The 20505-nt window shown below is 63.2% G+C and carries 26 protein-coding genes and 2 tRNA genes; 17 read left to right on the forward strand and 11 right to left on the reverse strand.

The genetic code is table 11. The features are described from left to right. Positions 1–49: 49 nt before the first annotated feature. Both OKW28_RS24110 and OKW28_RS24115 read right to left on the reverse strand, forming a co-directional pair. Positions 50–475, reverse strand: a complete 426-nt coding sequence (locus OKW28_RS24110; RefSeq protein ID WP_429449505.1) for a hypothetical protein — start codon at positions 473–475, stop codon at positions 50–52. A 168-nt stretch (positions 476–643) separates the two neighbouring features. After that, on the reverse strand, positions 644–892 hold the full coding sequence (locus tag OKW28_RS24115; RefSeq protein ID WP_429449508.1) for a hypothetical protein: 249 nt from the start codon (positions 890–892) through the stop codon (positions 644–646). A 118-nt stretch (positions 893–1010) separates the two neighbouring features. On the opposite strand from OKW28_RS24115, the gene ssuD reads away from it, so the two are divergent. The 4 genes from ssuD to OKW28_RS24135 all read left to right on the forward strand — a co-directional run bounded on the left by ssuD (position 1011) and on the right by OKW28_RS24135 (position 4383). Next, the gene (ssuD, locus tag OKW28_RS24120) at positions 1011–2171 is read left to right on the forward strand and encodes an FMNH2-dependent alkanesulfonate monooxygenase (protein ID WP_429449510.1); all 1161 of its coding nucleotides are present in this window, start codon (positions 1011–1013) and stop codon (positions 2169–2171) included. Positions 2172–2245: 74 nt separating this feature from the next. Then, positions 2246–3094: an aliphatic sulfonate ABC transporter permease SsuC gene (gene ssuC, locus OKW28_RS24125; protein ID WP_429449511.1), complete on the forward strand. Its 849-nt coding sequence runs from the start codon at positions 2246–2248 to the stop codon at positions 3092–3094. Beyond that, positions 3091–4110 carry an ATP-binding cassette domain-containing protein gene (locus tag OKW28_RS24130; RefSeq protein WP_429449513.1) on the forward strand — a complete coding sequence of 340 codons (1020 nt, stop codon included), beginning with the start codon at positions 3091–3093 and terminating at the stop codon, positions 4108–4110. The genes ssuC and OKW28_RS24130 overlap by 4 nt, the downstream gene beginning before the upstream one ends. A gap of 57 nt (positions 4111–4167) precedes the next feature. Next, positions 4168–4383: a TOBE domain-containing protein gene (locus OKW28_RS24135; protein ID WP_008922916.1), complete on the forward strand. Its 216-nt coding sequence runs from the start codon at positions 4168–4170 to the stop codon at positions 4381–4383. Positions 4384–4418: 35 nt separating this feature from the next. On the opposite strand, the gene OKW28_RS24140 is transcribed toward OKW28_RS24135, so the two are convergent. Next, entirely contained in the window at positions 4419–4679 is a 261-nt protein-coding gene (locus OKW28_RS24140; protein ID WP_429449515.1) for a hypothetical protein, read from the reverse strand. Between the two features lie 241 nt (positions 4680–4920). On the opposite strand from OKW28_RS24140, the gene OKW28_RS24145 reads away from it, so the two are divergent. Continuing rightward, positions 4921–5118 carry a hypothetical protein gene (locus tag OKW28_RS24145; protein ID WP_013089281.1) on the forward strand — a complete coding sequence of 66 codons (198 nt, stop codon included), beginning with the start codon at positions 4921–4923 and terminating at the stop codon, positions 5116–5118. Between the two features lie 146 nt (positions 5119–5264). Next, positions 5265–5507: a DUF6566 family protein gene (locus OKW28_RS24150; RefSeq protein WP_018418205.1), complete on the forward strand. Its 243-nt coding sequence runs from the start codon at positions 5265–5267 to the stop codon at positions 5505–5507. Positions 5508–5731: 224 nt separating this feature from the next. On the opposite strand, the gene OKW28_RS24155 is transcribed toward OKW28_RS24150, so the two are convergent. Beyond that, positions 5732–6001, reverse strand: a complete 270-nt coding sequence (locus tag OKW28_RS24155) for a hypothetical protein (RefSeq protein WP_018418204.1) — start codon at positions 5999–6001, stop codon at positions 5732–5734. A gap of 351 nt (positions 6002–6352) precedes the next feature. Then, a tRNA-Ser gene (locus OKW28_RS24160) sits at positions 6353–6446 on the reverse strand. 138 nt (positions 6447–6584) lie between these two features. On the opposite strand from OKW28_RS24160, the gene OKW28_RS24165 reads away from it, so the two are divergent. The 7 genes from OKW28_RS24165 to OKW28_RS24195 all read left to right on the forward strand — a co-directional run bounded on the left by OKW28_RS24165 (position 6585) and on the right by OKW28_RS24195 (position 12853). Continuing rightward, complete coding sequence (locus OKW28_RS24165; RefSeq protein ID WP_429449517.1) at positions 6585–7958, forward strand: tyrosine-type recombinase/integrase; 1374 nt, start codon at positions 6585–6587, stop codon at positions 7956–7958. A gap of 493 nt (positions 7959–8451) precedes the next feature. Beyond that, positions 8452–8655 carry a DNA-binding protein gene (locus OKW28_RS24170; RefSeq protein WP_429449519.1) on the forward strand — a complete coding sequence of 68 codons (204 nt, stop codon included), beginning with the start codon at positions 8452–8454 and terminating at the stop codon, positions 8653–8655. After that, positions 8652–9116, forward strand: coding sequence for a hypothetical protein (locus tag OKW28_RS24175; RefSeq protein ID WP_429449521.1), 465 nt, complete (start codon positions 8652–8654; stop codon positions 9114–9116). The genes OKW28_RS24170 and OKW28_RS24175 overlap by 4 nt, the downstream gene beginning before the upstream one ends. Before the next feature lie 60 nt (positions 9117–9176). Further along, complete coding sequence (locus tag OKW28_RS24180) at positions 9177–11111, forward strand: AAA family ATPase (protein WP_429449523.1); 1935 nt, start codon at positions 9177–9179, stop codon at positions 11109–11111. Positions 11112–11749: 638 nt separating this feature from the next. After that, a complete protein-coding gene (locus OKW28_RS24185) occupies positions 11750–12220 on the forward strand; it encodes a hypothetical protein (protein ID WP_429449525.1) in 471 nt (156 codons plus the stop codon). Positions 12221–12429: 209 nt separating this feature from the next. Further along, entirely contained in the window at positions 12430–12597 is a 168-nt protein-coding gene (locus OKW28_RS24190) for a hypothetical protein (RefSeq protein WP_429449526.1), read from the forward strand. Further along, positions 12575–12853, forward strand: coding sequence for a hypothetical protein (locus OKW28_RS24195; RefSeq protein WP_429449528.1), 279 nt, complete (start codon positions 12575–12577; stop codon positions 12851–12853). The genes OKW28_RS24190 and OKW28_RS24195 overlap by 23 nt, the downstream gene beginning before the upstream one ends. Positions 12854–13061: 208 nt before the next feature. Here OKW28_RS24195 and OKW28_RS24200 read toward each other — a convergent pair. The 3 genes from OKW28_RS24200 to OKW28_RS24210 all read right to left on the reverse strand — a co-directional run bounded on the left by OKW28_RS24200 (position 13062) and on the right by OKW28_RS24210 (position 14718). Further along, a tRNA-His gene (locus OKW28_RS24200) sits at positions 13062–13137 on the reverse strand. Positions 13138–13226: 89 nt separating this feature from the next. After that, positions 13227–14228, reverse strand: coding sequence for a tRNA dihydrouridine(20/20a) synthase DusA (dusA, locus tag OKW28_RS24205; RefSeq protein ID WP_429449529.1), 1002 nt, complete (start codon positions 14226–14228; stop codon positions 13227–13229). Between the two features lie 124 nt (positions 14229–14352). Beyond that, positions 14353–14718 carry a hypothetical protein gene (locus OKW28_RS24210; RefSeq protein WP_429449531.1) on the reverse strand — a complete coding sequence of 122 codons (366 nt, stop codon included), beginning with the start codon at positions 14716–14718 and terminating at the stop codon, positions 14353–14355. 272 nt (positions 14719–14990) lie between these two features. On the opposite strand from OKW28_RS24210, the gene OKW28_RS24215 reads away from it, so the two are divergent. Both OKW28_RS24215 and OKW28_RS24220 read left to right on the forward strand, forming a co-directional pair. Further along, positions 14991–15281 (forward strand): hypothetical protein, encoded by a 291-nt coding sequence (locus OKW28_RS24215; RefSeq protein WP_429449533.1) that lies wholly within the window; start codon positions 14991–14993, stop codon positions 15279–15281. Next, on the forward strand, positions 15221–15556 hold the full coding sequence (locus OKW28_RS24220; RefSeq protein ID WP_429449535.1) for a sulfotransferase: 336 nt from the start codon (positions 15221–15223) through the stop codon (positions 15554–15556). Before OKW28_RS24215 ends, OKW28_RS24220 begins: the two co-directional genes overlap by 61 nt. Positions 15557–15569: 13 nt before the next feature. Here OKW28_RS24220 and OKW28_RS24225 read toward each other — a convergent pair whose 3' ends face one another. Both OKW28_RS24225 and OKW28_RS24230 read right to left on the reverse strand, forming a co-directional pair. After that, entirely contained in the window at positions 15570–15815 is a 246-nt protein-coding gene (locus OKW28_RS24225) for a hypothetical protein (RefSeq protein WP_429454439.1), read from the reverse strand. Between the two features lie 247 nt (positions 15816–16062). After that, entirely contained in the window at positions 16063–16290 is a 228-nt protein-coding gene (locus tag OKW28_RS24230; protein ID WP_018418198.1) for a DUF3820 family protein, read from the reverse strand. Between the two features lie 168 nt (positions 16291–16458). On the opposite strand from OKW28_RS24230, the gene OKW28_RS24235 reads away from it, so the two are divergent. After that, on the forward strand, positions 16459–17511 hold the full coding sequence (locus tag OKW28_RS24235) for an NADP(H)-dependent aldo-keto reductase (RefSeq protein ID WP_429449537.1): 1053 nt from the start codon (positions 16459–16461) through the stop codon (positions 17509–17511). A 95-nt stretch (positions 17512–17606) separates the two neighbouring features. Here the strand turns inward: OKW28_RS24235 and OKW28_RS24240 are convergent, their stop codons facing one another. Then, positions 17607–19031: a M20 family metallopeptidase gene (locus tag OKW28_RS24240; RefSeq protein ID WP_429449540.1), complete on the reverse strand. Its 1425-nt coding sequence runs from the start codon at positions 19029–19031 to the stop codon at positions 17607–17609. Between the two features lie 255 nt (positions 19032–19286). On the opposite strand from OKW28_RS24240, the gene OKW28_RS24245 reads away from it, so the two are divergent. Next, on the forward strand, positions 19287–20270 hold the full coding sequence (locus OKW28_RS24245) for a LysR family transcriptional regulator (RefSeq protein WP_429449542.1): 984 nt from the start codon (positions 19287–19289) through the stop codon (positions 20268–20270). Positions 20271–20505: the final 235 nt, after the last annotated feature.

Raw genomic sequence — 20505 nt, forward strand, 5'->3', positions numbered from 1 at the left:
AACCCGCCCGCGCGAATCTACGCGTTGCGCGAATTCATGTTCGCCGCGCTTATTCCTCTGCCTCGCTCGCCATGAACGCGCGCATGAACACGAGCGCACCCCAGCCCCACATCGCGTTCGCCGTGAAGCCCACCGCGAGGCGCGGCAGCATGTTGCCGCTCGGCCAGATGCCGCGCAGCGGATCGACGACGAACACGCTCGCCGCCGTCAGCACGATGCCGCCGAACACGAACGCGGGTACCCACGGCGCGCGCAGATGTGGCGCGACGCGCAGCAGCCAGGCCATCAGCACGGCCCAGCACGCGCTCCAGATTGCGTTCGCGATGAACTCAGGCAGGCCGAGCGGCAAAAACGGCGCGGTCGAAAAACCGCTGGGGTCGATCATGCCGGCAGCGTGCATCAGCGCCAGCGTCGATTCGCGAAAGAACAAAGAAGCCAGAAAACCGGCGACGAACGGCAGAATAATTTTTTGCATGCATTGCACCGGCAACGTACAGGCGACGCGAATCGGAAGACCTGTACCGGGTGATTGGAAACGAGCGCCATTATATCGACCGGGGTTGGGCGGCCGGGGCCGCGTGTATAAAGCGCAACAACCCCATGCGGTAGCACCGGGCTAATCACGAAAGCGGAAATCCTAAGCTCAAAAAAATCGTTCAAAAGCCGCGGACCGCTCCATAGACTGTTTCCTCATGCAGACGGCGCGGGTGTCGCCGTCATCAGATAAATCGAGCGCACCACGCGCACGTTGGTCGAGGAAAGCCGTCGCAATGTCGAGCCGCACGCCGAATCTCCGTTGTCGCAGGGCCCGCGCGCGGTCGTGTTCGCGGTGTCGTCGGCCCGGCGCATAGCCTTCATCGATATGACGCAGTTGCCGATGGCCTGAGTCCATCGTCCGTTTCTCAATCCTTCAACGCGTCGCAGCGCCTTGCCGGTTGCCGGCTCGATGCGCGCGGCCAGCGCTCGTGCTCACCGTTTTCATTACGTCAGGAACAGGCAGGAGCAACAACATGAATGTGTTCTGGTTCATTCCGACTCACGGCGACAGCCGCTATCTCGGTACGTCCCAAGGCGCACGCGCAGCCGACTACGACTACTTCCGGCAGATCGCCGTCGCCGCCGACACGCTCGGCTACGAGGGCGTGCTGCTGCCGACCGGCCGCTCGTGCGAGGACGCCTGGGTCGTCGCGTCGAGCCTGATTCCCGTGACGCAGCGGCTGAAGTTCCTCGTCGCGATTCGCCCGGGGCTGTCGTCGCCGGGACTCGCCGCGCGTATGGCGGCGACGTTCGACCGGCTGTCGAACGGGCGTCTGTTGATCAACGTGGTGACGGGCGGCGACGCGGCCGAACTGGCCGGCGACGGCGTGTTCGTCGATCACGACACGCGCTACGAAATCACCGACGAATTCCTGCATATCTGGCGCAAGCTGCTCGCCGCGTCGCACAGCAACGTAGCGATCGATTTCGACGGCAAGCATTTGCGGTCGAAGGGCGGCAAGGCGCTATATCCGCCGGTGCAAAACCCGCATCCGCCGCTGTGGTTCGGCGGCTCGTCGGCGGCCGCGCACGATATCGCGGCCGAGCACATCGACACCTATCTGACGTGGGGTGAGCCGCCCGAAGCGGTCGCGAAGAAGATCGCCGACACTCGCGCACGCGCCGCGGCGCGCGGCCGGCGGATCCGCTTCGGCATCCGTCTGCACGTGATCGTGCGCGAGACCGAGGAGGAAGCGTGGGCCGCGGCCGACAAACTGATCAGCAAGCTCGACGACGACACGGTCGCGCGTGCGCAGGCGTCGTTCGCGAAGATGGATTCGGAAGGGCAGCGCCGTATGGCCGCGCTGCACGGCGGCAAGCGCGGCGGGCGCGAGCAGCTCGAGATCTATCCGAACCTGTGGGCGGGCGTGGGGCTCGTGCGCGGCGGCGCGGGCACCGCGCTAGTCGGCAGTCCGGAGCAGGTGGCCGCGCGTATGAAGGAGTACGCGGCGCTCGGCATCGAGACGTTCATCCTGTCGGGCTATCCGCATCTCGAGGAATCCTACCGTTTCGCCGAACTCGTGTTTCCGCTGCTGCCGCAACGCTTCAGCAAGGTTGCCAACGGGCCGTTGTCGGGGCCGTTCGGCGAAATCGTCGGCACCAGCTATCTGCCGAAGGCGGCGAGCGCGAGTTGAGCGCGCCCATAGCGTGGGTCGCGCGGCTTGCGCGACACGCGCACGACGATCGACAGGCAAGGAGAAAAGCCAACATGAGTGATACCACTTTGAGCGCGGGAAAGGCGGCAACCCCGCAGCCCGCGTCCACGACGCGCGCTGCCGCGCTGCGCCGTTTCGGCGCGCACCTGCTGCCGTGGCTCGCGCCGATCGCGATCCTGCTCGCGTGGGAAATCGCCGCGCGCAGCGGTGCGCTGTCGACGCGCGTGCTGCCCGAGCCGCTCGCGGTCGTGAAGGCCGCATGGTCGCTGATCCAGTCCGGCGAAATGTGGGCCGACGTGAAGGTCAGCACCTGGCGCGCGGTGTCGGGCTTCGCGATCGGCGGCGGCATCGGTTTCGTGCTCGGACTGGCGACGGGTCTCTTCAAACCCGCGGAAATCGTGCTCGATTCGACCGTACAGATGATCCGCAACATTCCCGCGCTCGCGATGATTCCGCTCGTGATCCTGTGGTTCGGCATCGAGGAACAAGCGAAGGTGTTCCTCGTCGCGCTCGGCGTGTTCTTCCCGGTCTATGTGAACACGTTTCACGGCATCCGTTCGGTCGACGCGAACCTGATCGAGATGGCGCGCAGCTATGGCGTCAAAGGTTTCGCGCTGTACCGCCACGTGATTCTGCCGGGTGCGCTGCCGTCGATTCTGGTCGGCGTGCGTTTCGCGTTCGGTCTGATGTGGGTCACGCTGATCGTCGCCGAGACCATTTCCGCGCAATCGGGCATCGGCTACATGACGATGAACGCGCGCGAATTCCTGCAAACCGATGTGGTGGTGGTCGGCATTCTGCTGTACGCCGCGCTCGGCAAACTCGCGGACATGCTCGCGAAGAGCCTCGAGCGCGTGTCGCTGCGCTGGCATCCGGCCTATCAGCGAGGAGCAAAAGCATGAGCGCAACGACGCTATCGACGACGTTCGGCGGCATCGCGGGCAGCGATCTCGAGACCGAACTCGCGCAGCCGCGGCTCGCGGATCACGACGCGAACGAGGCTGCGGAGGTTGAGCGGAACGGGGCGGCCGGGACTCATCACGGCTCGCAAGCCGGCTTGCAACCCGCTCCCGCGCTGGCCCGCAGCGACGCGCGCCCCGCGAGCGACTACGCGGTGCAATTGCGCGGCGTCGGCAAGCGCTATGGCGAGCGCGAGGTGCTGTCGGGCTTCGATCTGTCGATCGAGCGGGGCAGCTTCGTCGCGATCGTCGGCCGCAGCGGTTGCGGCAAGTCGACCTTGCTGCGGCTCGTCGCGGGTCTCGAGGAAGCCAGCTCGGGTGTGCTCGAAAAGCGCGCCGGGAACGGCGGTCCGCTCGACACCCGCATCATGTTTCAGGATGCGCGTCTGCTGCCGTGGAAAAGCGTGCTGCAAAACGTGATGCTCGGCCTCGGCCGCGGCGCGCGCGACGATGCGCGCGCGGTGCTCGCCGAAGTCGGCCTGCTCGAACGCGCGAACGACTGGCCCGCGCAACTATCGGGCGGTCAGCGGCAGCGCGTCGCGCTCGCGCGGGCGCTCGTGCATCGTCCGCAATTGCTGCTGCTCGACGAGCCGCTCGGCGCGCTCGATGCGTTGACGCGCATCGAAATGCACACGCTGATCGAAAGGCTGTGGCGCGAGCATCGCTTCACCGCGCTGCTCGTCACGCACGACGTGCACGAAGCCGTCGCGCTCGGCGACCGGATTCTGCTGATCGAGGAAGGGCGCATCGCGCTCGATCAGCCGGTCGCGCTCGCACGTCCGCGCGCGCGGGCGTCGGCGGGCTTCGCCGCACTCGAAGACCACGTGCTGCAACGCGTGCTGAAAAACGCGCCGAACGACGACACGCTGGCGCATCGCGCGTATCAGCCCTACGACCCGTATGGCTTGCCCGAACCCGGTCGTCTCACGCGGCCGACCGAAGTGCGCTGGGCCGTCTGAGTTTTCCTGGCAAATCGATCCGATCCGTTATCAACTGCTTCTGTGGAGTTATCTGAAATGAGCATTTCCGCCATCAACGTGCGCAATCAGTTCAAAGGCAAGGTCAAGGAAATCATCCGCGGCTCGGTGGTTTCCGAGGTCGACGTAGAGACGCCGTTCGGCATCGTCACGTCGGTGATCACGACGCGCTCGGTCGACGAACTCGAACTGAAAGTCGGCTCGGAGGTGGTCGCGCTCGTGAAGTCGACCGAGGTGTCGATCGCGCGGCTTTGATGACGCTCCGCCAATGCGAGCGGCGTGCGCAGCGGCTATTTCGCGTTTGCGCCGCTTGCGGGCGGCTCGTGCGACATGTGGTCGTTGGTCGGCTTCGCCGGCCGCTTGATCGGCATGTTGTCCGGGTTGCTCGAACCGCCGGCGCCCGATGCCGCCTCGGGCGGTTTGGCCATCGGCGCATGGCTGTCCGGCGGCGCGCTGGGCGCGGTCTGCGCGACGGCGCTCGCGCCGCTCGCGAAGAGCGCCGCCAGCGCGGCGGCGGTGGCCGTCAACGTGGCCCAATTGCCTCGCTTCATGTCGTTCTCCTTCGATGTCGCGCGCCGTCTGCAGACACGCGGCTGTGTGCACGATTAGCTAGTAGCAGGCCGCGTTCCGGGGCCGCTGCTGGCGCGTTGAGGCGTGCTCCTAACGGTCACGCCGGTTTCAGACGCCAATTGCCAGGCTCGACGCTCCGGGGAGCGGGCTCGTCAGGCGCGCACACCTGCATCCGCCGATGAAACTTGCTACGATGAATTGAGCATTCCGACGGAGACGGCCATGTCGAAGTCCTTGAGTCCTGAAGCGGTCGAAGCGTTGCGGCGTCTGAACGACGTCGGCGTCGGACAGACGGCGCCCGAAGTCGCGCAGTCCGTTGCGGCGGAGTTGCTGGCATGCGACCTGGTTGCCGAAGCGGGCAGCGGTGGGGTCGAAATCAACTGCAACGGCCGGCAGTATCTTTCCGGCGATTGCAACTGATCCGCTGATCGGCGGCCGGCCGCACGGCCGGTGTGTAGAGCGAGGCGGCGCGTCGCGGGTGAGTCGCGAGCAGGTGATTGGCCAGCGCGACGCCGGCGGACGCGCGCGTCCGCCTACCCGCAATTAGCGAAACCACGGAGACAAGCATGGAGCCGAAGGGCGTCGACATGGGCGACTATCAGGCGCGCTATGGCGACTACGACATCGAGGTGGCGGTCGAACAGGTGCTGACTGGCGTCAAGGCGCATTTCCGGGTGCTGCGCGACGATTCGACGGTGGTCGACTGGCAGCTCGTGCATATCGATAGCTTGTGGTCCACCGAGCATGCGGCCGCCGAAGCGGCTTTTCGCGCGGCGCGCGAGTTGATCGATGCGGGGCTGGCGAGTTAGACGCGGATAGCCGCGTCGCGACGGAAGGGGACGCCGTGTTCGGATGAGGCAAGGAAGCGGCAGGCGCACGAGACGACGGTTGTAAACCGCACGCTACCCGGGCAACTTACCGGGTACCACGGCTGCCGTACATGCAACTGGGCGCCGGCATCGATACTGCATGCGCGGCGCCCAGTTTGATCGCTGCCTTCAGAGGCAGCGGATCTGACGGCACTGCTGGCGGCTTAGTGGCCGAAGAACACCGATTGCGGACCCGACGTGGGTTCGCTGCGCGTGCCCGATTGCGTCGACACGCTATTCACGCCACCGTATGCATTCGATTGCGCGTTGGCGCGTTCAGCAGCGACGGTCTGCGCGTTCTGGCCTTGTTGCGAAGCCGGCGCGCCAACCGACGGACGGTAGTACGGTGCCGGACCATAGCCGCTGGCGAAAGCGGGAGCGGCGATCGAGGCGGAAGCGGCAACCAGCAGGGCGGCGATAAACTTGGTCTTCATGGTAGGACTCCGATAACGTTTCGACTGCATTTCAGGAAGATGTTGCAGGAGCCAGTGAACCAGGTGTCTGCAACGTCGATGGAAGCCAGTGTATACCCCTACTATTGAAAATTTGTGCCGATAATCTGAATTTACTATTTCCGACGAAGAAACAATCGTTCAGACGTACGCGCCGCAAGGCGGACCGGTGAACTGGCCCTGTTGGCCAAGCAGTTTTTGAGAGGCGGGAGAAGGCGGGAAGGGGTGATTGCGGGGCGGAAAACCGCACAGACATCGTGGAAAATGCAGAAGGCCGTCAGCAAAACAAAAACGGCGTTGTGATTGCTCACAACGCCGTTTGCTTGAATTCTCTGGGGTGGCTGATGGGACTCGAACCCACGACGACAGGAATCACAATCCTGTTCGGACGGCATTTCCCGGCGTTGACTTAAATTCACGAAAACACCTTAAACCGTTGCCCATTGGGCGATGCATGGACTTATGGTTACATTATCCTATTGACTAGCGTTGATTGCTGACCCCATAATCGGGTTACATGGCGGTTACATGAGATCGTGTAACCCGGTTTTCAGGGATGGCAACGGTGGCGAAGGTCAATTTCACGGCGGCTCGGGTCAACGGTTATTCCTGCCCCGAGGGCAAAGCCCAATCGTTCATATGGGATAACGGCGCGTCCGGCTTGGGCGTGCGTGCGACGGCGGCCGGCGCGCGCACCTACATATGGCAAGGCAAGTTGAACGGTGGCACGGTGCGGGTCACGATTGGCTCGCCGAAGGACTGGAAGATTGACGACGCCCGCGACGAAGCGCGCCGCCTGCAACGCCTTGTCGACGCTGGTAAAGACCCGCGCGAGGAAGCCGCCGAGCAACGCGCCGCCCATGAGGCCCGCAAGGCCGAAACGCGCCGCCAAGGCGTGACATTGGCTGATGCGTGGGCGCAGTATCTCGACGAACGCCGTTCGAAGTGGAGCGAACTGCATCACCGAGACCATGTAGACCTTTCGAGCGTCGGCGGGCAACCGAAGAAGCGTGGCAAGGGTTTGACCGAGCCGGGGCCGCTCGCCCAATTGATGCCGCTTCGCCTATCCGACCTGACCGGCGAGCATATCGCCCGATGGCTCGAAGAAGAAGCCGCGAAACGTCCGGCGCGTGCACGTCTTGCGTTTAATCTGCTGCGCATCTTTGCCGGCTGGTGCGAATCGAAACGTGAGTATCGCGGTTTGGTTGACGCTCAGGCAGTATCGACGCGCATTTCAAAAGACACACTGCCAAAACGCACCGCCAAGACCGACGCGCTCCAACGTGAGCAGTTGACGGCATGGTTTCAAGCCGTTCGGCAAACTGCAAATCCGACGATGGAGACGTATCTCATCGGCCTGTTGCTGACCGGCGCACGTCGTGAAGAACTGGCCGGCCTGCGCTGGGACGATGTGGATTTTCGCTGGCGCAGCCTGCACATTGCCGACAAGGTGGAAAACGAAACTGGCCGGGTGATTCCGTTGACGCCCTATCTTGCGTCGTTACTGGCGGAGTTGAAGCGGCGCAACGACACGCCGCCCAACGTCCGGCAGATGGCGAAACTTGAAAGCGAGGGCAAGGCGTGGGAGCCGTCACCATGGGTATTTTCAAGCCCCAACGCCGCTGATGGAAGGCTGGCCGCTCCGAACCGGGCTTTGCATCGCGTCTGCCAAGCGGCGGGCGTCCCCCCTGTCACGCTGCATGGCTTGCGCCGCTCGTTTTCCAGTCTCGCGGAATGGACGGAAACACCTACGGGCGTTGTCGCGCAAATCATGGGGCATAAGCCGAGCGCCATCGCGGAGAAGCATTACCGCCGCCGACCCATTGACCTGTTGCGCATGTGGCACGACAAGATTGAAGGGTGGATGCTTGAACAGGCGGGTATCGATTTTATGGCCGACGTTGCTGCGCCCGGGTTGCGCGCTGTTTCGATCGGATAGGTGTGGCGCTGTGCAATTTGCGACGCGCGTACGTCTGAGCGCCACGAACGTATTCGCGGCTATCGCGGCACGCGATGAGCGGCGCTCGATGCCTACGAGAAAGATAGAAGTTGGATAGCTGCTATCAGACCCTTAGCCGCGCCGTTTGCGGCCCGGTCGCCGGCGGCAGGGCGGCGCGAGACCCCCCGGCCCCGGGGGGCTGACGGGGGCGGCTCCTATGCGCTCCCCCATACGCATCAGGCCCGCGCTGAAAAATTTTGAAAATGGCTACCGCATATGGTCGCCCAAACAATTTGTAAGTGTGGCCGCGCAAAGGCAGCGCGACGCAAAAGCGCGTGTAACGCATGGCGACAAGGGGGTTGGGGAAAAGACCCTTTAAAATCAAATGTTTGGTGGGATTTGCATAATCAGGCACGCCGTTGGTGGACGCCGGTAACTCTATAGGGTAACTAATCAATTTATCGTTTCCTCACTTCATAAATGAGGAAACAAAATGGAAAATCAAACCACACAAAGCGGCCGCCGGTTTCTCACGACCGACGAACTGGCCGAACGGCTGAACGTTCGCGGGCAGTCGATTCGCAAGCGCTACAGCCAGACCGGCGCCTATTTCAATGTGCGCCCGGTCAAGCTCCCGAACCGTCGCCTTTGTTGGCCCCTCGATGCGGTCGAGATGCTTACCGGAATCGCAGAATGAGCGCGGCCGATCGACTTTTCAGTGCCCTCGCGTCGGACACGATGGCGCTCGACGAAGTGCGAGAGCGCGCCGGACTCTATTTGGAGTATTTCCCTGAGCTGACCGTCGGCGGCTGGCACGTCGACGGCGAGCCCTACGATCGCGATTTCGACATGGAACAAGTCCGGGTGGCGGAGCTGTTCCTGATCGCGTTCGGCAAGCGTCGACAGACGATCAACGGCAAAGATGAAGCGCATTCGTACATCCTGAAGCACGCCGTCGAGAACTGGACGGAGGCAAGCGGGGCTTTTGTGTACGTCGCGACCGGTGCATTCATCCTCGCTGCGCTCATGCTCGGGTATGAGTGCCGCCAGCGGCCCGGCTATCTCCACTGCCAACTCAACATCGTTGTCGATCCGACGATCCGCCATTACGCCTATTCGGACCGTCCGTTCAGCCCGCTCTTTCCGCCGTCCTGCTGACCCAATAAAAAAAGCCCCGGTGTTCGAGGCCGGGGCGTTCATTCCTCTATCGGAACGAAAATGATTAGTAATCCAAACTATAGTGGCGAGACGGCGCGCCCGCAACCCGAATCCGCAACCATGCTCGACCATGCGCTCGCCTACGCCGCACGAGGCATGCACGTGCTCCCGTTAGAGCCGAAGGGCAAAGCGCCGCTTGGCCGGCTTGTGCCGAACGGCAAGAACGATGCGACGTGCGACCCCGAAATTATCAAACGGTGGTGGGGTGCCGTGCCGGACGCGAACATCGGCATCAGTTTCGCTCCGTCCGGGCTTGTCGTCGTCGATATCGACCGGCACGAAGGTCAGGCAAACGGCTTTGACACCCTTTCGGAGCTTGAAGCGGAGTACGGCCCGTTGAACTCGCCAGTCGTTGTAACGTCGGGCGGTGGCGGCGAGCATCGCTATTACCGCACGCCCGTCGGCGCGCATTTGCCCGGCAAGGCGGCCCGGGGAGTCGACCTACTGCATAAGGGCTACGGCGTGGTGCCGCCGAGCATTCATCCGAATGGGATGCCCTATAGTTGGATGCCGGGCTGTAGCCTCTTTGACGCGCCGGAGATACCGGTATTGCCGGAATGGGTGTACGCACGCCGCCCCGAGCCAAAAAGCGCCCCTAAGGCCGATTCTGACCGGCTGCCGGACGAAGTGGCGCGCGCATGCTCTGCGCTGTTCTTCCTCAATGCCGGCTGCGACCGCGACAGATGGATTCGGCTCGGCATGGCCGCAAAGGATGCCGGCGTTCCCTTTGAAGTGTTCGACGCGTGGAGCGCAACGGGCGCCAACTACACGGGCGAAGACGATTGTCGGATAGCGTGGGATTCGTTCGAAGACGATAAGGCGGTTCGCATCACGGCGGCGACGTTGTTTCATGAAGCGCAGAAAGCCGGCTGGCATGACCCGGCCAAAGCGCGAGACTTTCAAGAAACGGATGCAGCACGCTTTCGTGTTCTGTCGGCCGATGACTTGGCAAACGCGCCGCCGCTTCGCTGCCTTGTGCGCGGCGTGCTGCCGGCGTCGGGCTTGGCTGCGCTCTACGGCCCTTCGGGCTCGGGAAAGTCGTTTCTCGCGCTCGATCTGTGTGCGGCGATTGCGGGCGGCGAAGATTGGTTCGGGCGGCGCGTCGACGCCGCGCCAGTGTTGTATGTGTGCCTCGAAGGTGCGGCCGGTATGGGAAAGCGCGTCAATGCATGGCGCAAGCACCACGGCCGCACGCTGCCTGAGCAGATGGGGTTCATTACGCAGCCGTTCGACCTGCGCAGCGCGGCCGATGTTGACGCCCTGTGCGCGGCCGTTTCGGCGGCCGGCTTGCGTGACGGCTTGATCGTAATCGACACATTGAACCGGGCCGCGCCGGGCGCCGATGAAAACGCGAGCGCGGACATGGGCGCGCTGATCGAGGCGTGTAAGGAAATTCAGCGCGAAAACGGCGGCGTGGTGCTGGTCGTGCATCACACCGGCAAAGATGCGGCGAAGGGCTTACGCGGCCATAGCAGCCTGTTTGCGGCGCTCGATGCGGCTATCGAAGTGAAGCGGGACGGCGACCGCCGCGAATGGTACGTAGCAAAGAGCAAAGATGATGCGGACGGCGCGAGCAATCCGTTCCGGCTTGAGTTCGTCGATCTTGGCGAAAGTGAGGACGGCGAGGCCGTCACGTCGTGCGTAGTCGAGCCCGATAACGGCCCTGCACAGGACGGCCCGCAAGCGCCAAAGGGAGCGACGCAAAAGGTCGTGCATGGGGCCATGGACAGACTTTTGCTCGCGTCGGAACACCACGGCGAAGCGGGAGCGCCGGCCGGCCGCCCCTGCGTGCGGAAAGATGAGGCGGTGACAGCCATCGCCAGTGATATGACGTGCGAGCAGCGGCGGCGCAGACAGTACGCCAAGCGCGCGCTCGATTCACTGATCGAGGCGGGGCACTACGCGGAGTTCGACGGGTGGGTTTGGGGAATTTGAACCTCAAAGCCGAGACACAAAGACGCCGCCCTAAAGGGCGGCTGCGTCTTTGTGTCCTTTCGGCGTTGCTATGGGCTGGACAAAAGCGACACAATTGCGTCCTTTGTGTCCTTTGCGTCCTTTTTGCTGCGGCCCGTTAGCGGGCGCTTTTTCCTCATTTCGAACGGGGTAGGTTGTGGCATCGACAAACGCCGCGCGGCTGGCGCGCCACAAGACCCGACTTCGGGCGGCGGGATTCAAGCGCCTATCGTTTTGGGTCTGTTCTGACCTTGCGGCATTGCTCGCGGCCGAACGGCGGCCGGGCGAATGCGGCGGTCGGACTCTGGAGCGGCTGCTATTGGGCGCGGCGGCAAAGCGGCCGGAGTACTGGACCGACGAGGAGCGGTCAGCTCGAAAGCGAATAAACCAACAGTAACAAGCTACGCGCGCGCTCGTAAGTGCGAAAACGGGTTCGGGTTGGGCGGTCGGATAGCGATTCGGAACAGCCAACGGGTTTGCTGGCGGCATCAATTCCAATAGTAACTCGTCGGCGCCGGAAGTTCGGCGGTGTGCGTCAGCGCCGGCGGCGCGGAATGCTTTACGGTCCCCCGTCCATTCCAATTTGCGACAGTTCAAATTGTTCGCCCTGCGGAGTTTCGATGCCGCGCGACTGGTGCGCATGTACGCTGGCGCTCTCAACGCTGGCGAACGGTCAAGCGGGCCGGACAACAGGTGTGTATCGTCGGGAGAAGGCGCGCGCAGAGCACATGGCGCGCGATTTGCCACCTACCTTGAATCGACGAGCGAACATGGAACCCCTGAAAAGTTGCCTAACTCCGGAAGAGAAGAAGAAACAGGAAACGAAAGACGCCGCTATTGGCATGCTCGTCGCGGCATTCTGCGCGTTTGTGTTTTGGAGCATCGGCGATTTGGGCCCCGGCGCATTAATCGGCAACGCCCGCGAAATACTGCTGTTCGTCCAAATGGCGCTCGTCGCCGCGTCAATAATCGCGTTTGTGTACTTCTTGCGCACGCTGCGTCGCTTGCGGTCGGATTGGTTCAGATACTTGGTTGGCATCTCGCTCCCGTTCATAGTCGGCGCTTTGGCGAGGCACCATTTTTTATCGTGACAATTGATGGTGGCGAGCGGCGAACAGCCGAGCGCGGGGCGGACACTTCACACCTTGACCCCCACGAGGTCGACTAGCGGCTCGACCTATTGAAAGAGGTTTGCCAAGGCCGTGATCGAGGCGCGGGCCGCGACATAGACCTCGGGGGCGTGGTTGTGGATGAATTGCCCTGGGGGATCAGCGCGAACTGTTTCACGACCTGGTGCGTCGTGAGCATGCTTATCCGGCACTCGCACGAATGGCGCACGAAAGACCGGCCGGCACTGGAGAAAATGCTCGCCGAGGCCGCCGAGGAGTGCATGCAGATGGCGCGGGAGTTTGAAACCTTTATGAACCAGCGAAACAGGGGGCGATATGGTGAAAAATCCGACGTTTGAAGAAACGCTCGCCGCCGAGCGCCTCGCGCGCGAGTACGGCGACGCGAAAGCGTATTTGCTCGGCTTGGCCGTACTGGTCGTGCTCTTTGCAGGATTCGCCGCCTATGTCGGCGACTGGCACGCGTTCGTCGGGCTATGGGCGGCGTCGCTCGCGGGTTGGGCGGCGCCACTTTGGGCCGACAAGGCATGGCGCGCGCGGCAAACGATGCGCGCGTACCGACAGTGGGAAAGGGAACGGAATGGGGTTCACGATTGACGAACGCGAGCGCCCCACGGCCGGGCGACTCATGTTCACGTATGCAATTTTTTCGGACCTCACTGAGTGAGGTTAGGGCGGCGGTGCACCTTTCGGGCAGAGAGGTCGTGCCGACTCGCGTTGACCGAATCCGGTTACATGGCGGTTACACGGAATCCAGAAAGCAAAAAGCCCGGTCGCAGTGACCGGGCTAAGTGCTTGATTTTATTGGGGTGGCTGATGGGACTCGAACCCACGACGACAGGAATCACAATCCTGGACTCTACCAACTGAGCTACAGCCACCACTAACATCCGCTTGACTTGCTCTAAAAACCTGTCTCGCCGACGAAGAAACGAGATTATAGGCACTAGATTGTGGTTTGCCTAGTCCTTTATTCAAAAATTTCGATGGGCTCGCGCAGATGCTGTCTTGCTTCGTCGAAGATGGTCAGATCACGGGCCGCAAGTCGCTTGCTGTCGGACAAAACTCGACGCCAACCACGCGCACCCGCTTCGCCGCGATACAGCCCAAGCGCATGGCGCGTGATCGCGCCGAGATAGGTGCCGCGTGCCATTTCGGTCGCGCAATACTCGATCAGTTTCGCTTCGACCTGCTCGCGCGTCAGCGGCGCCTGCACAGAGCCGTAGAAGCGCGCGTCGACATCGGCGAGCAGGTAGGGATTGTGATACGCCTCGCGCCCGAGCATCACGCCGTCAACGTGCTGAAGATGCGCGTCGACTTCGTCGAGCGTCTTGATACCGCCATTGATGATGATTTCCAGTTGCGGAAAATCGCGCTTCAACTGATACGCGTAGTCGTACTTGAGCGGCGGAATCTCGCGGTTTTCCTTCGGGCTCAGGCCCTTCAGGATCGCGTTGCGCGCATGAACGATAAAGACCTCACAGCCGGCTTGCGCGATCGTGCCGACAAAATCGCGGACGAAGCCGTATTCCTCGACCGTATCGACGCCGATGCGGTGCTTGACCGTGACTGGCACCGATACGACGTCGCGCATCGCCTTCACGCAATCGGCGACGAGTTGCGGCTCGTTCATCAGGCATGCGCCGAACGCGCCGCGTTGCACGCGCTCGGATGGGCAGCCGCAATTCAGGTTGATTTCGTCATAGCCCCATTGCTCGCCGAGCTTGGCCGAACGCGCGAGATCGTCGGGCTCGCTGCCGCCGAGTTGCAGCGCGACTGGCGCTTCGTCGGGTGTGAATGCGAGATGACGCGGCACGTCGCCGTGCAGCAGCGCGCCGGTCGTCACCATTTCCGTGTAAAGCCAGGTATGGCGCGAAATCATTCGATGCAGCGAGCGGCAATGACGATCCGTCCAATCCATCATCGGGGCGACGGACACGCGGCGGGGCCTGGGAGTGCGAGGTAAAGACATGGAGCGGCCAAGCGGCTTGAATCAAAACGATAATTTTACCGCAAGGCCAGAAACCGCCGGGCGCGCTGGAGCCATATCACTGTCGCGACAGAGGCGGGCACCGGTTCGTCAATGCGTCCATGCCTTAATGTCCATGTCCCCCCATCCCGCCACCACTGCTCCACGAGCTGCCGCCGCCGTGCATGCCGCCGTATCCGCCACCGTGCCATCCGCCGTCGCCGCCATGCCATCCGCCGTGCCCGCCGTGCCCGCCACCGCCATGCCATCCACCGCGCCCGTGCCAATACCCATGTCCGTAATAACAGCACGACCCTCCGAAACCGCCATAGATACCAACCGAGCCGTACGCCGGTCCGTAGTAAGGCGGTCCATACGCGTAGGGATAGTAGGGTTGCGCATAGCCGTAGTCCGCTGGCGGCGCGACGACGCATCCAGTGATGCTCGCTGCCGCGGCCGCTATCAGCGTCATCGATGCAATGAGCCTGGTCACGATTTTCTCCTTCACGTAAACCTCAGAAAAACCGCGCGCAACGGAGTTCAGCCGCGTTTGTGTCCGAGCGTTACCGGCGCCAGTGCGGCGGTGCGCGCTCGGGGCTTCGACCACGTGAGCCGTTGCCGCGACGCTCGACCGTTTCGCCAATCTTCTCGCGTATTACCGAGCGGCGTTGCGGTAACACTTCGTTAACGATCTGATACGTTACTGAAGGGCGTGGCTGCTAACTTCCATCGGACGATTCGTCGTTTAAGTCGGAAGCGATTCGCTTGCCCGCCCCGTTCGATCATCTGCTCAAAGGCAACGTGCTGTATCGCCAGGGCATGCGCGACAACGAGCCGGAATCGCTTGGACCACTCGCGCGCTTTGCCGACAAATACCCGTTCAACTTCATCAACGTCGGCCTCATTCATCTCGCGCTGCCCAACGCGCGCATCAATCTTGGCCGCCGGCCGCCATTACAGACCTGTCGATCGATTTTCTCGCGCATTTTTACGACGTGTCGTTCGGCTGCCACCTCGGCGAGCTGGGCCGCTGTCAGCGCGCGTACGATGAGTTGATAACGCGCTGGCGGCGCGTTCTACCCGCGGGCGTGATGATCGAGATCGAGCACGAGGAGCTGGTCGACGCTTGCGAGGCGAACGTGCGTCGCATGCTCGCGCATTGCGGGCTCGAGTGGGACGAACGTTGCCTCGCATTTCGCGAGACGATGCGGCGTGTCAGCACCGCGAGTTCGGCACAGGTGCGCCGACCGTTGTATCGAACGTCGATGCGGCGCTGGCAGCCGCGAGGCGAATTGCGTGAACCGCTATGGGAAGGTCTCGCCCCGACCTGACGGCGGCCGACGCTCAACGCGCGATCACCGACACGTGATGCAGCCACGGGTACACGCCGGCAATGAACGCCGCGTAGATCGCGGCCATCGTTACGCCGGCGGCCGTGCCCCAGATGTCGCGCGAGGCCGCGCCCTGGCGAAAATGCACAGGCAGTCCGACCACGACGTAGCCGATCACGAAGAACAGGATGACCGCGCGCACCGGCGACAGATCGTGGCCGATGAATTCGAGCAACGCCGACAGGCTGATTTGCGACATGGACATGCAGGGAGTCACGAAGGCGGGGGATCGCAGGGCGCCGGAACACATCGAAATTGTTCAGCGAATGACGACTGATCCGCTTCACTCTCGACGTTTCACAGCGCGACGACCTATGCCGATTAAAGGCCACGCAAACGCGATCCGCAAGAAAAAACCTGTATGAATTTGTACTGTCCCATAGAGCTTGCAGCTTGCCTGCGTCGCGACTTTCAGCCGGCTTGGCAACGCTTTCACGGCCACGGTCTCAACGCTCCAGGGGCTTCGGTTTGCGCAAGGGATCGAGCAGCGGTTTCAAACCGTTGTGATCGATCTCGTGCATCAACGCGAGCAGACGGCCGATCTCGCCGGGCGGAAAGCCTTGGCTCGCGAACCAGTTCAGATAGTGGCCGGGCAGGTCGGCGATCACGCGGCCTTTATATTTCCCGTAGGGCATCACGCGCGTGACCAGCAATTCGAGGTGTTCGTGATTCATGGCAACGAAGTCATGATGAAACGCGCATCGAGAGCGCAAAGCGCGCAACGCGCAAGCACCAGGCGGCGCGCTGCAACGCATGGCCCCGCATTCTAGCCTTGCTGCAGGTAATGCGCCGGCGTGGTAACGTCTGCGCTTTCCGTTCACCTCTTCAACAGGACAAGTTAGATGGAATACCGCAGACTCGGCGACTCCGACGTGCAGGTTAGCCTGATTGGTCTCGGCACGATGACGTGGGGCGAGCAGAACACCGAGCAGGAAGCGCACGCGCAGATCGACTACGCTCTCGATCACGGCGTGAACCTGATCGACACCGCGGAAATGTATCCGGTGCCGCCGCGCGCCGAAACGCAAGGCTCGACGGAGCGCTACATTGGCACGTGGCTCGCGCAGCACAAGAGCGCGCGCGAGAAGATCGTGCTCGCAACCAAGATCGCGGGCCCCGCGCGTCAGCCGCACAATCCGCGTCATATTCGCGGCGAGGGCAACCAGTTCGATCGCAAGAACCTGACCGAGGCGCTCAACGACAGCCTCGAACGTCTGCAAACGGACTACGTCGATCTGTATCAGCTGCACTGGCCCGATCGCAGCACGATGACGTTCGGCCGCCCGTCGTATCCGTGGGTCGACGACGCGTACACGGTGCCGATCGAGGAAACGCTGACGGTACTCGCCGAATTCGTGAAGGCTGGCAAGGTGCGCCAGATCGGCGTGTCGAACGAAACGCCGTGGGGTGTCGCGCAGTTTCTGCGCGCGGCCGAAAGACTCGGCTTGCCGCGCATCGTCAGCATCCAGAATCCGTACAGCCTATTGAACCGCACGTACGAAGTGGGTCTGTCCGAGTACGCGCATCGCGACAACATCGGTCTGCTCGCGTATTCACCGCTCGCGTTCGGCTGGCTGTCGGGCAAGTACGAAGGCGGCGCGCGTCCCGCCGGCGCGCGCATCACGCTGTTCGAGCGCTTCCAGCGCTATAGCAAGCCGCAAGCCGTGCAGGCGACCACGCGTTACGTCGAGCTCGCGAAGCGCCACGGCATGACCCCCGCGCAATTCGCGCTCGCGTTCGTCAATAGCCGGCCGTTCGTGACCAGCAATCTGATCGGCGCGACCTCGCTCGAACAATTGAAGGAAAACATCGCCAGCGCGGACGTGAAGCTGTCGCCGGAAGTGCTGGCGGAAATCGACAGGCTGCACGAGCTGCAGCCGAATCCGGCGCCTTGATGTCGAGGTAAGCGCGACGCGCTTGCCGCGGTGGCCCCGGTCGATTGCCGGGGCGGCCGCGGAAGGCGCAGCGAATCACTCGGCGTCGGCCGAACTCAACCCGCGGCCTTTGCCGTATCCACCGTCTCGCGCTTCGCCGCAAGCGGCGAATTCTCGCCGAGATCCCAGAACAGTCCCGCCATCATCTGCAGGCCCTCGCGCACCACCGGAGCTAGAAGGTGCTCGTTCGGCGCATGCTGCGAGCAGGTCGGATAAGAATGCGGCACCCAGATCGTCGGCAGACCGAGCGTGTCGGCGAATACCTCGTTCGGCAGCGTGCCGCCGAGATTCGGCAGCAGCGCGGTCTTCTTGCCGGTGGTCGCTTCGAGCGACGCGATCGCCCACGTGACCCACGGATCGTCGGGATCCAGCCGCGTGGCTGGCGCGCCGCGTTCGACGTCGATTTCGACCAGCTGAAAACCGTGCGCATCGAGATGCGCGCGCAGATGCTTGCCGAGGTTTTCCCAAGCGGTGCCGACCACGAAACGCAACTGGCAGACCGCGAACGCCGACGGCGGAATCGCGTTGACCGGGTTCTCCGGATTACCCGCCTTGAAGGCCAGCACTTCGAAGCTGTTCCAGCCGAACACGCGCTCGGGCGCGGAAAGACCCGGCTCGCCCCAGTTGTCATCGACGGTGGGGTCGCCCGGACCGTTGCCCACCGTGATGTCGGCAAGTGCGCGGCGCACGGCCTCGGGGATTGGCGGCGGACGCAGGCCTTCGACTGCGATCACGCCGCGCGCATCGACGAGACTCGCGAGCGCGTTGGCGAGCACCGTCGCCGGATTGCGCAGCAAGCCGCCCCAGTTGCCCGAGTGATGCGCGCCGTCGCGCAGGTTCAGCGACAGCCTGAAATTGACCGCGCCGCGCGAGCCGAGAAACACGGTCGGACGACGCGCTGCGAGACGCGGACCGTCGGAGGCGATCAGCACGTCGGCGGCGAGTTCGTCGCGACGCGCATGGCAGATCGCGTCGAGCCCCGGAGAGCCGGTTTCCTCGCCCATCTCGATCAACAGCTTCGTGTTGAAGCCGAGTTTGCCGTCGCGCGCGGCGAGCGTGCTCGCGAGCGCGGCGAGGTTGATCGAGTGCTGGCCTTTGTTGTCGGCGGTGCCGCGACCGAACCAGCGCTCGCCTTCCACGGTCACCGCCCACGGCGTCAGCGGCGCGCGCCACTGGCTGTCGTAGCCGCGCACGACGTCGCCGTGGCCGTAGATCAGCACGGTCGGCAGATGATCGCCTTCGTGACGGTTGGCGATCAGAAACGGACCGAAGCCATCGACCGGGTTATCGACGATGCGCGTGCTGAAGCCGAGGCGCTCCGCTTCGGGCTGGATTTCGTCGGTCAGATAGGACAGCAGCAGTGCGCCGCGATCGCTTTCCTGGCTTTCGGTGCGAAAACCGACGCGACGGTTCAGATCGGCGAGAAAAGCGCCGGATTCGAAGTGCCGGGTGGCAAGCTCGATGGCCTGGTTGCGGCTCATGTCGATGTCTCCGATGCGGGGGATGGGTCAAGGGGCGGAGGGCCGCCAGGCTCGATGGCTCGATGCTCGGCGCGGCGTTCAGGCGAATCGCCTGCAACGTCATTGCAACCGATTCTAGAAGCGCGCCATTTTTGTCACAATGATCATGTTTCGAAGCTTGCCTTGCCGGAAAAGCAAAGCGTCGCGCGTCGGCTCAAACCGCGGCACCCGCCCACCCATGGCACCGTTGCAACTGATTCGATGGAGGCGTCCAGGATGGCACGTTCACTGCATGGCATCGCGTTGCGTTATTTCGTCGAAGTCGCGCGCAGCGGCTCGCTGAGCGACGCGTCCGAGCGGCTGCACGTCGCGGTATCGGCGATCAGCCGGCAAATCGTGCGGCTCGAAAGCGAGCTCGGCGTGACGCTGTTCGAGCGGCGTCCGCGCGGCATGACGCTGTCCGAGGCCGGTGAGCGGCTGCTTGCGTACGCGCAACGCAGCCTGCTCGAAGCCGAGCACGTGATGAAAGAGATTAGCGGCCTCGCGAGCTTGCACGGCAGCCGGATCAAGATAGCGACCGCCGAGGGTTTTGCGGTCGACTTCCTGCCCGCCGCGATTGCGAATTTCCGCGCCGAGCACCCCGGCATCGATTTCACGCTGACCGTGATGTCGCCGGCCGACGCCACTCGCCACGTGCGCGACGGCGACGTCGATATCGCGCTGTCGTTCAGCCTCGCGCCGGAGAAGGGCGTGAAGGTCGAGCACACCGAACGCGCGCCGGTGTTCGTGCTGCTGCGCGCCGATCATCCCCTTGCGGCGCGCGCGAACCTGTCGCTCGCCGAGGCGAGTCGCTATCCGCTCGTGTTGTCGGAGACGGGGACCACGATTCGCCAGTTGATCGACATCACGTGCGCGCTCGAAGGCATCCTCCTCGAGCCGGACCTGATCTGCAACAACAGCGGCGCGAGTTATCGCTACGCGCAGCGGTCCGGCGCGATCATGTTCACGGGGCTGCTGTCGGTGCGCGACCGCTATGCTGACGACGGCTTCGTCGTGATTCCGCTCACCGACCCGCAGATGCGCCAGCGCAGCATCCAGGTGCAGACGATGGCGGGGCGCGAGTTGCCCCCGTCGGTGCGCACGTTTCGCGACCATCTGATCGCGCGGATCGCGGATGCGAAGCCGGCTGGGGCGCAGGCGTCGAAGGTCACAGGTGGACGCGGTAAACGTACGCCGCGGCGCCCGCGAGCCGATGCATGAAATGCGACACATGCCAGGCACTAAGCGGCAAATGTTCTCCCGGAATCCGAATCACGACCTAAACTGTGGTGGACGGCAAGGACGGCCCTGAGAAAACGATCCTGATGGTGCGCGCCACGATCAGGGGACACGCGGAGTAATCGCAGTCGAACCGCGGACCTGCCGCCCAGCCCGCGATGCTGCAATGCACACGAGCGACAATAGATGGACCCAAATAGAAGCGCGGCGCGTCGTC

Source organism: Paraburkholderia sp. 40 (assembly GCF_050434105.1).
GTDB classification, from domain to species: domain Bacteria; phylum Pseudomonadota; class Gammaproteobacteria; order Burkholderiales; family Burkholderiaceae; genus Paraburkholderia; species Paraburkholderia tuberum.

Excerpts from the sequence above, each read along its gene's own strand:
- OKW28_RS24110 (WP_429449505.1), bottom strand. The coding sequence starts at position 475 with ATGCAAAAAATTATTCTGCCGTTCGTCGCCGGTTTTCTGGCTTCTTTG.
- OKW28_RS24115 (WP_429449508.1), bottom strand. The coding sequence starts at position 892 with ATGGACTCAGGCCATCGGCAACTGCGTCATATCGATGAAGGCTATGCG.
- ssuD (WP_429449510.1), top strand. The coding sequence starts at position 1,011 with ATGAATGTGTTCTGGTTCATTCCGACTCACGGCGACAGCCGCTATCTC.
- ssuC (WP_429449511.1), top strand. The coding sequence starts at position 2,246 with ATGAGTGATACCACTTTGAGCGCGGGAAAGGCGGCAACCCCGCAGCCC.
- OKW28_RS24130 (WP_429449513.1), top strand. The coding sequence starts at position 3,091 with ATGAGCGCAACGACGCTATCGACGACGTTCGGCGGCATCGCGGGCAGC.
- OKW28_RS24135 (WP_008922916.1), top strand. The coding sequence starts at position 4,168 with ATGAGCATTTCCGCCATCAACGTGCGCAATCAGTTCAAAGGCAAGGTC.
- OKW28_RS24140 (WP_429449515.1), bottom strand. The coding sequence starts at position 4,679 with ATGAAGCGAGGCAATTGGGCCACGTTGACGGCCACCGCCGCCGCGCTG.
- OKW28_RS24145 (WP_013089281.1), top strand. The coding sequence starts at position 4,921 with ATGTCGAAGTCCTTGAGTCCTGAAGCGGTCGAAGCGTTGCGGCGTCTG.
- OKW28_RS24150 (WP_018418205.1), top strand. The coding sequence starts at position 5,265 with ATGGAGCCGAAGGGCGTCGACATGGGCGACTATCAGGCGCGCTATGGC.
- OKW28_RS24155 (WP_018418204.1), bottom strand. The coding sequence starts at position 6,001 with ATGAAGACCAAGTTTATCGCCGCCCTGCTGGTTGCCGCTTCCGCCTCG.
- OKW28_RS24170 (WP_429449519.1), top strand. The coding sequence starts at position 8,452 with ATGGAAAATCAAACCACACAAAGCGGCCGCCGGTTTCTCACGACCGAC.
- OKW28_RS24175 (WP_429449521.1), top strand. The coding sequence starts at position 8,652 with ATGAGCGCGGCCGATCGACTTTTCAGTGCCCTCGCGTCGGACACGATG.
- OKW28_RS24180 (WP_429449523.1), top strand. The coding sequence starts at position 9,177 with ATGATTAGTAATCCAAACTATAGTGGCGAGACGGCGCGCCCGCAACCC.
- OKW28_RS24185 (WP_429449525.1), top strand. The coding sequence starts at position 11,750 with ATGCCGCGCGACTGGTGCGCATGTACGCTGGCGCTCTCAACGCTGGCG.
- OKW28_RS24195 (WP_429449528.1), top strand. The coding sequence starts at position 12,575 with ATGGTGAAAAATCCGACGTTTGAAGAAACGCTCGCCGCCGAGCGCCTC.
- dusA (WP_429449529.1), bottom strand. The coding sequence starts at position 14,228 with ATGTCTTTACCTCGCACTCCCAGGCCCCGCCGCGTGTCCGTCGCCCCG.
- OKW28_RS24225 (WP_429454439.1), bottom strand. The coding sequence starts at position 15,815 with ATGTCGCAAATCAGCCTGTCGGCGTTGCTCGAATTCATCGGCCACGAT.
- OKW28_RS24230 (WP_018418198.1), bottom strand. The coding sequence starts at position 16,290 with ATGAATCACGAACACCTCGAATTGCTGGTCACGCGCGTGATGCCCTAC.
- OKW28_RS24235 (WP_429449537.1), top strand. The coding sequence starts at position 16,459 with ATGGAATACCGCAGACTCGGCGACTCCGACGTGCAGGTTAGCCTGATT.
- OKW28_RS24240 (WP_429449540.1), bottom strand. The coding sequence starts at position 19,031 with ATGAGCCGCAACCAGGCCATCGAGCTTGCCACCCGGCACTTCGAATCC.
- OKW28_RS24245 (WP_429449542.1), top strand. The coding sequence starts at position 19,287 with ATGGCACGTTCACTGCATGGCATCGCGTTGCGTTATTTCGTCGAAGTC.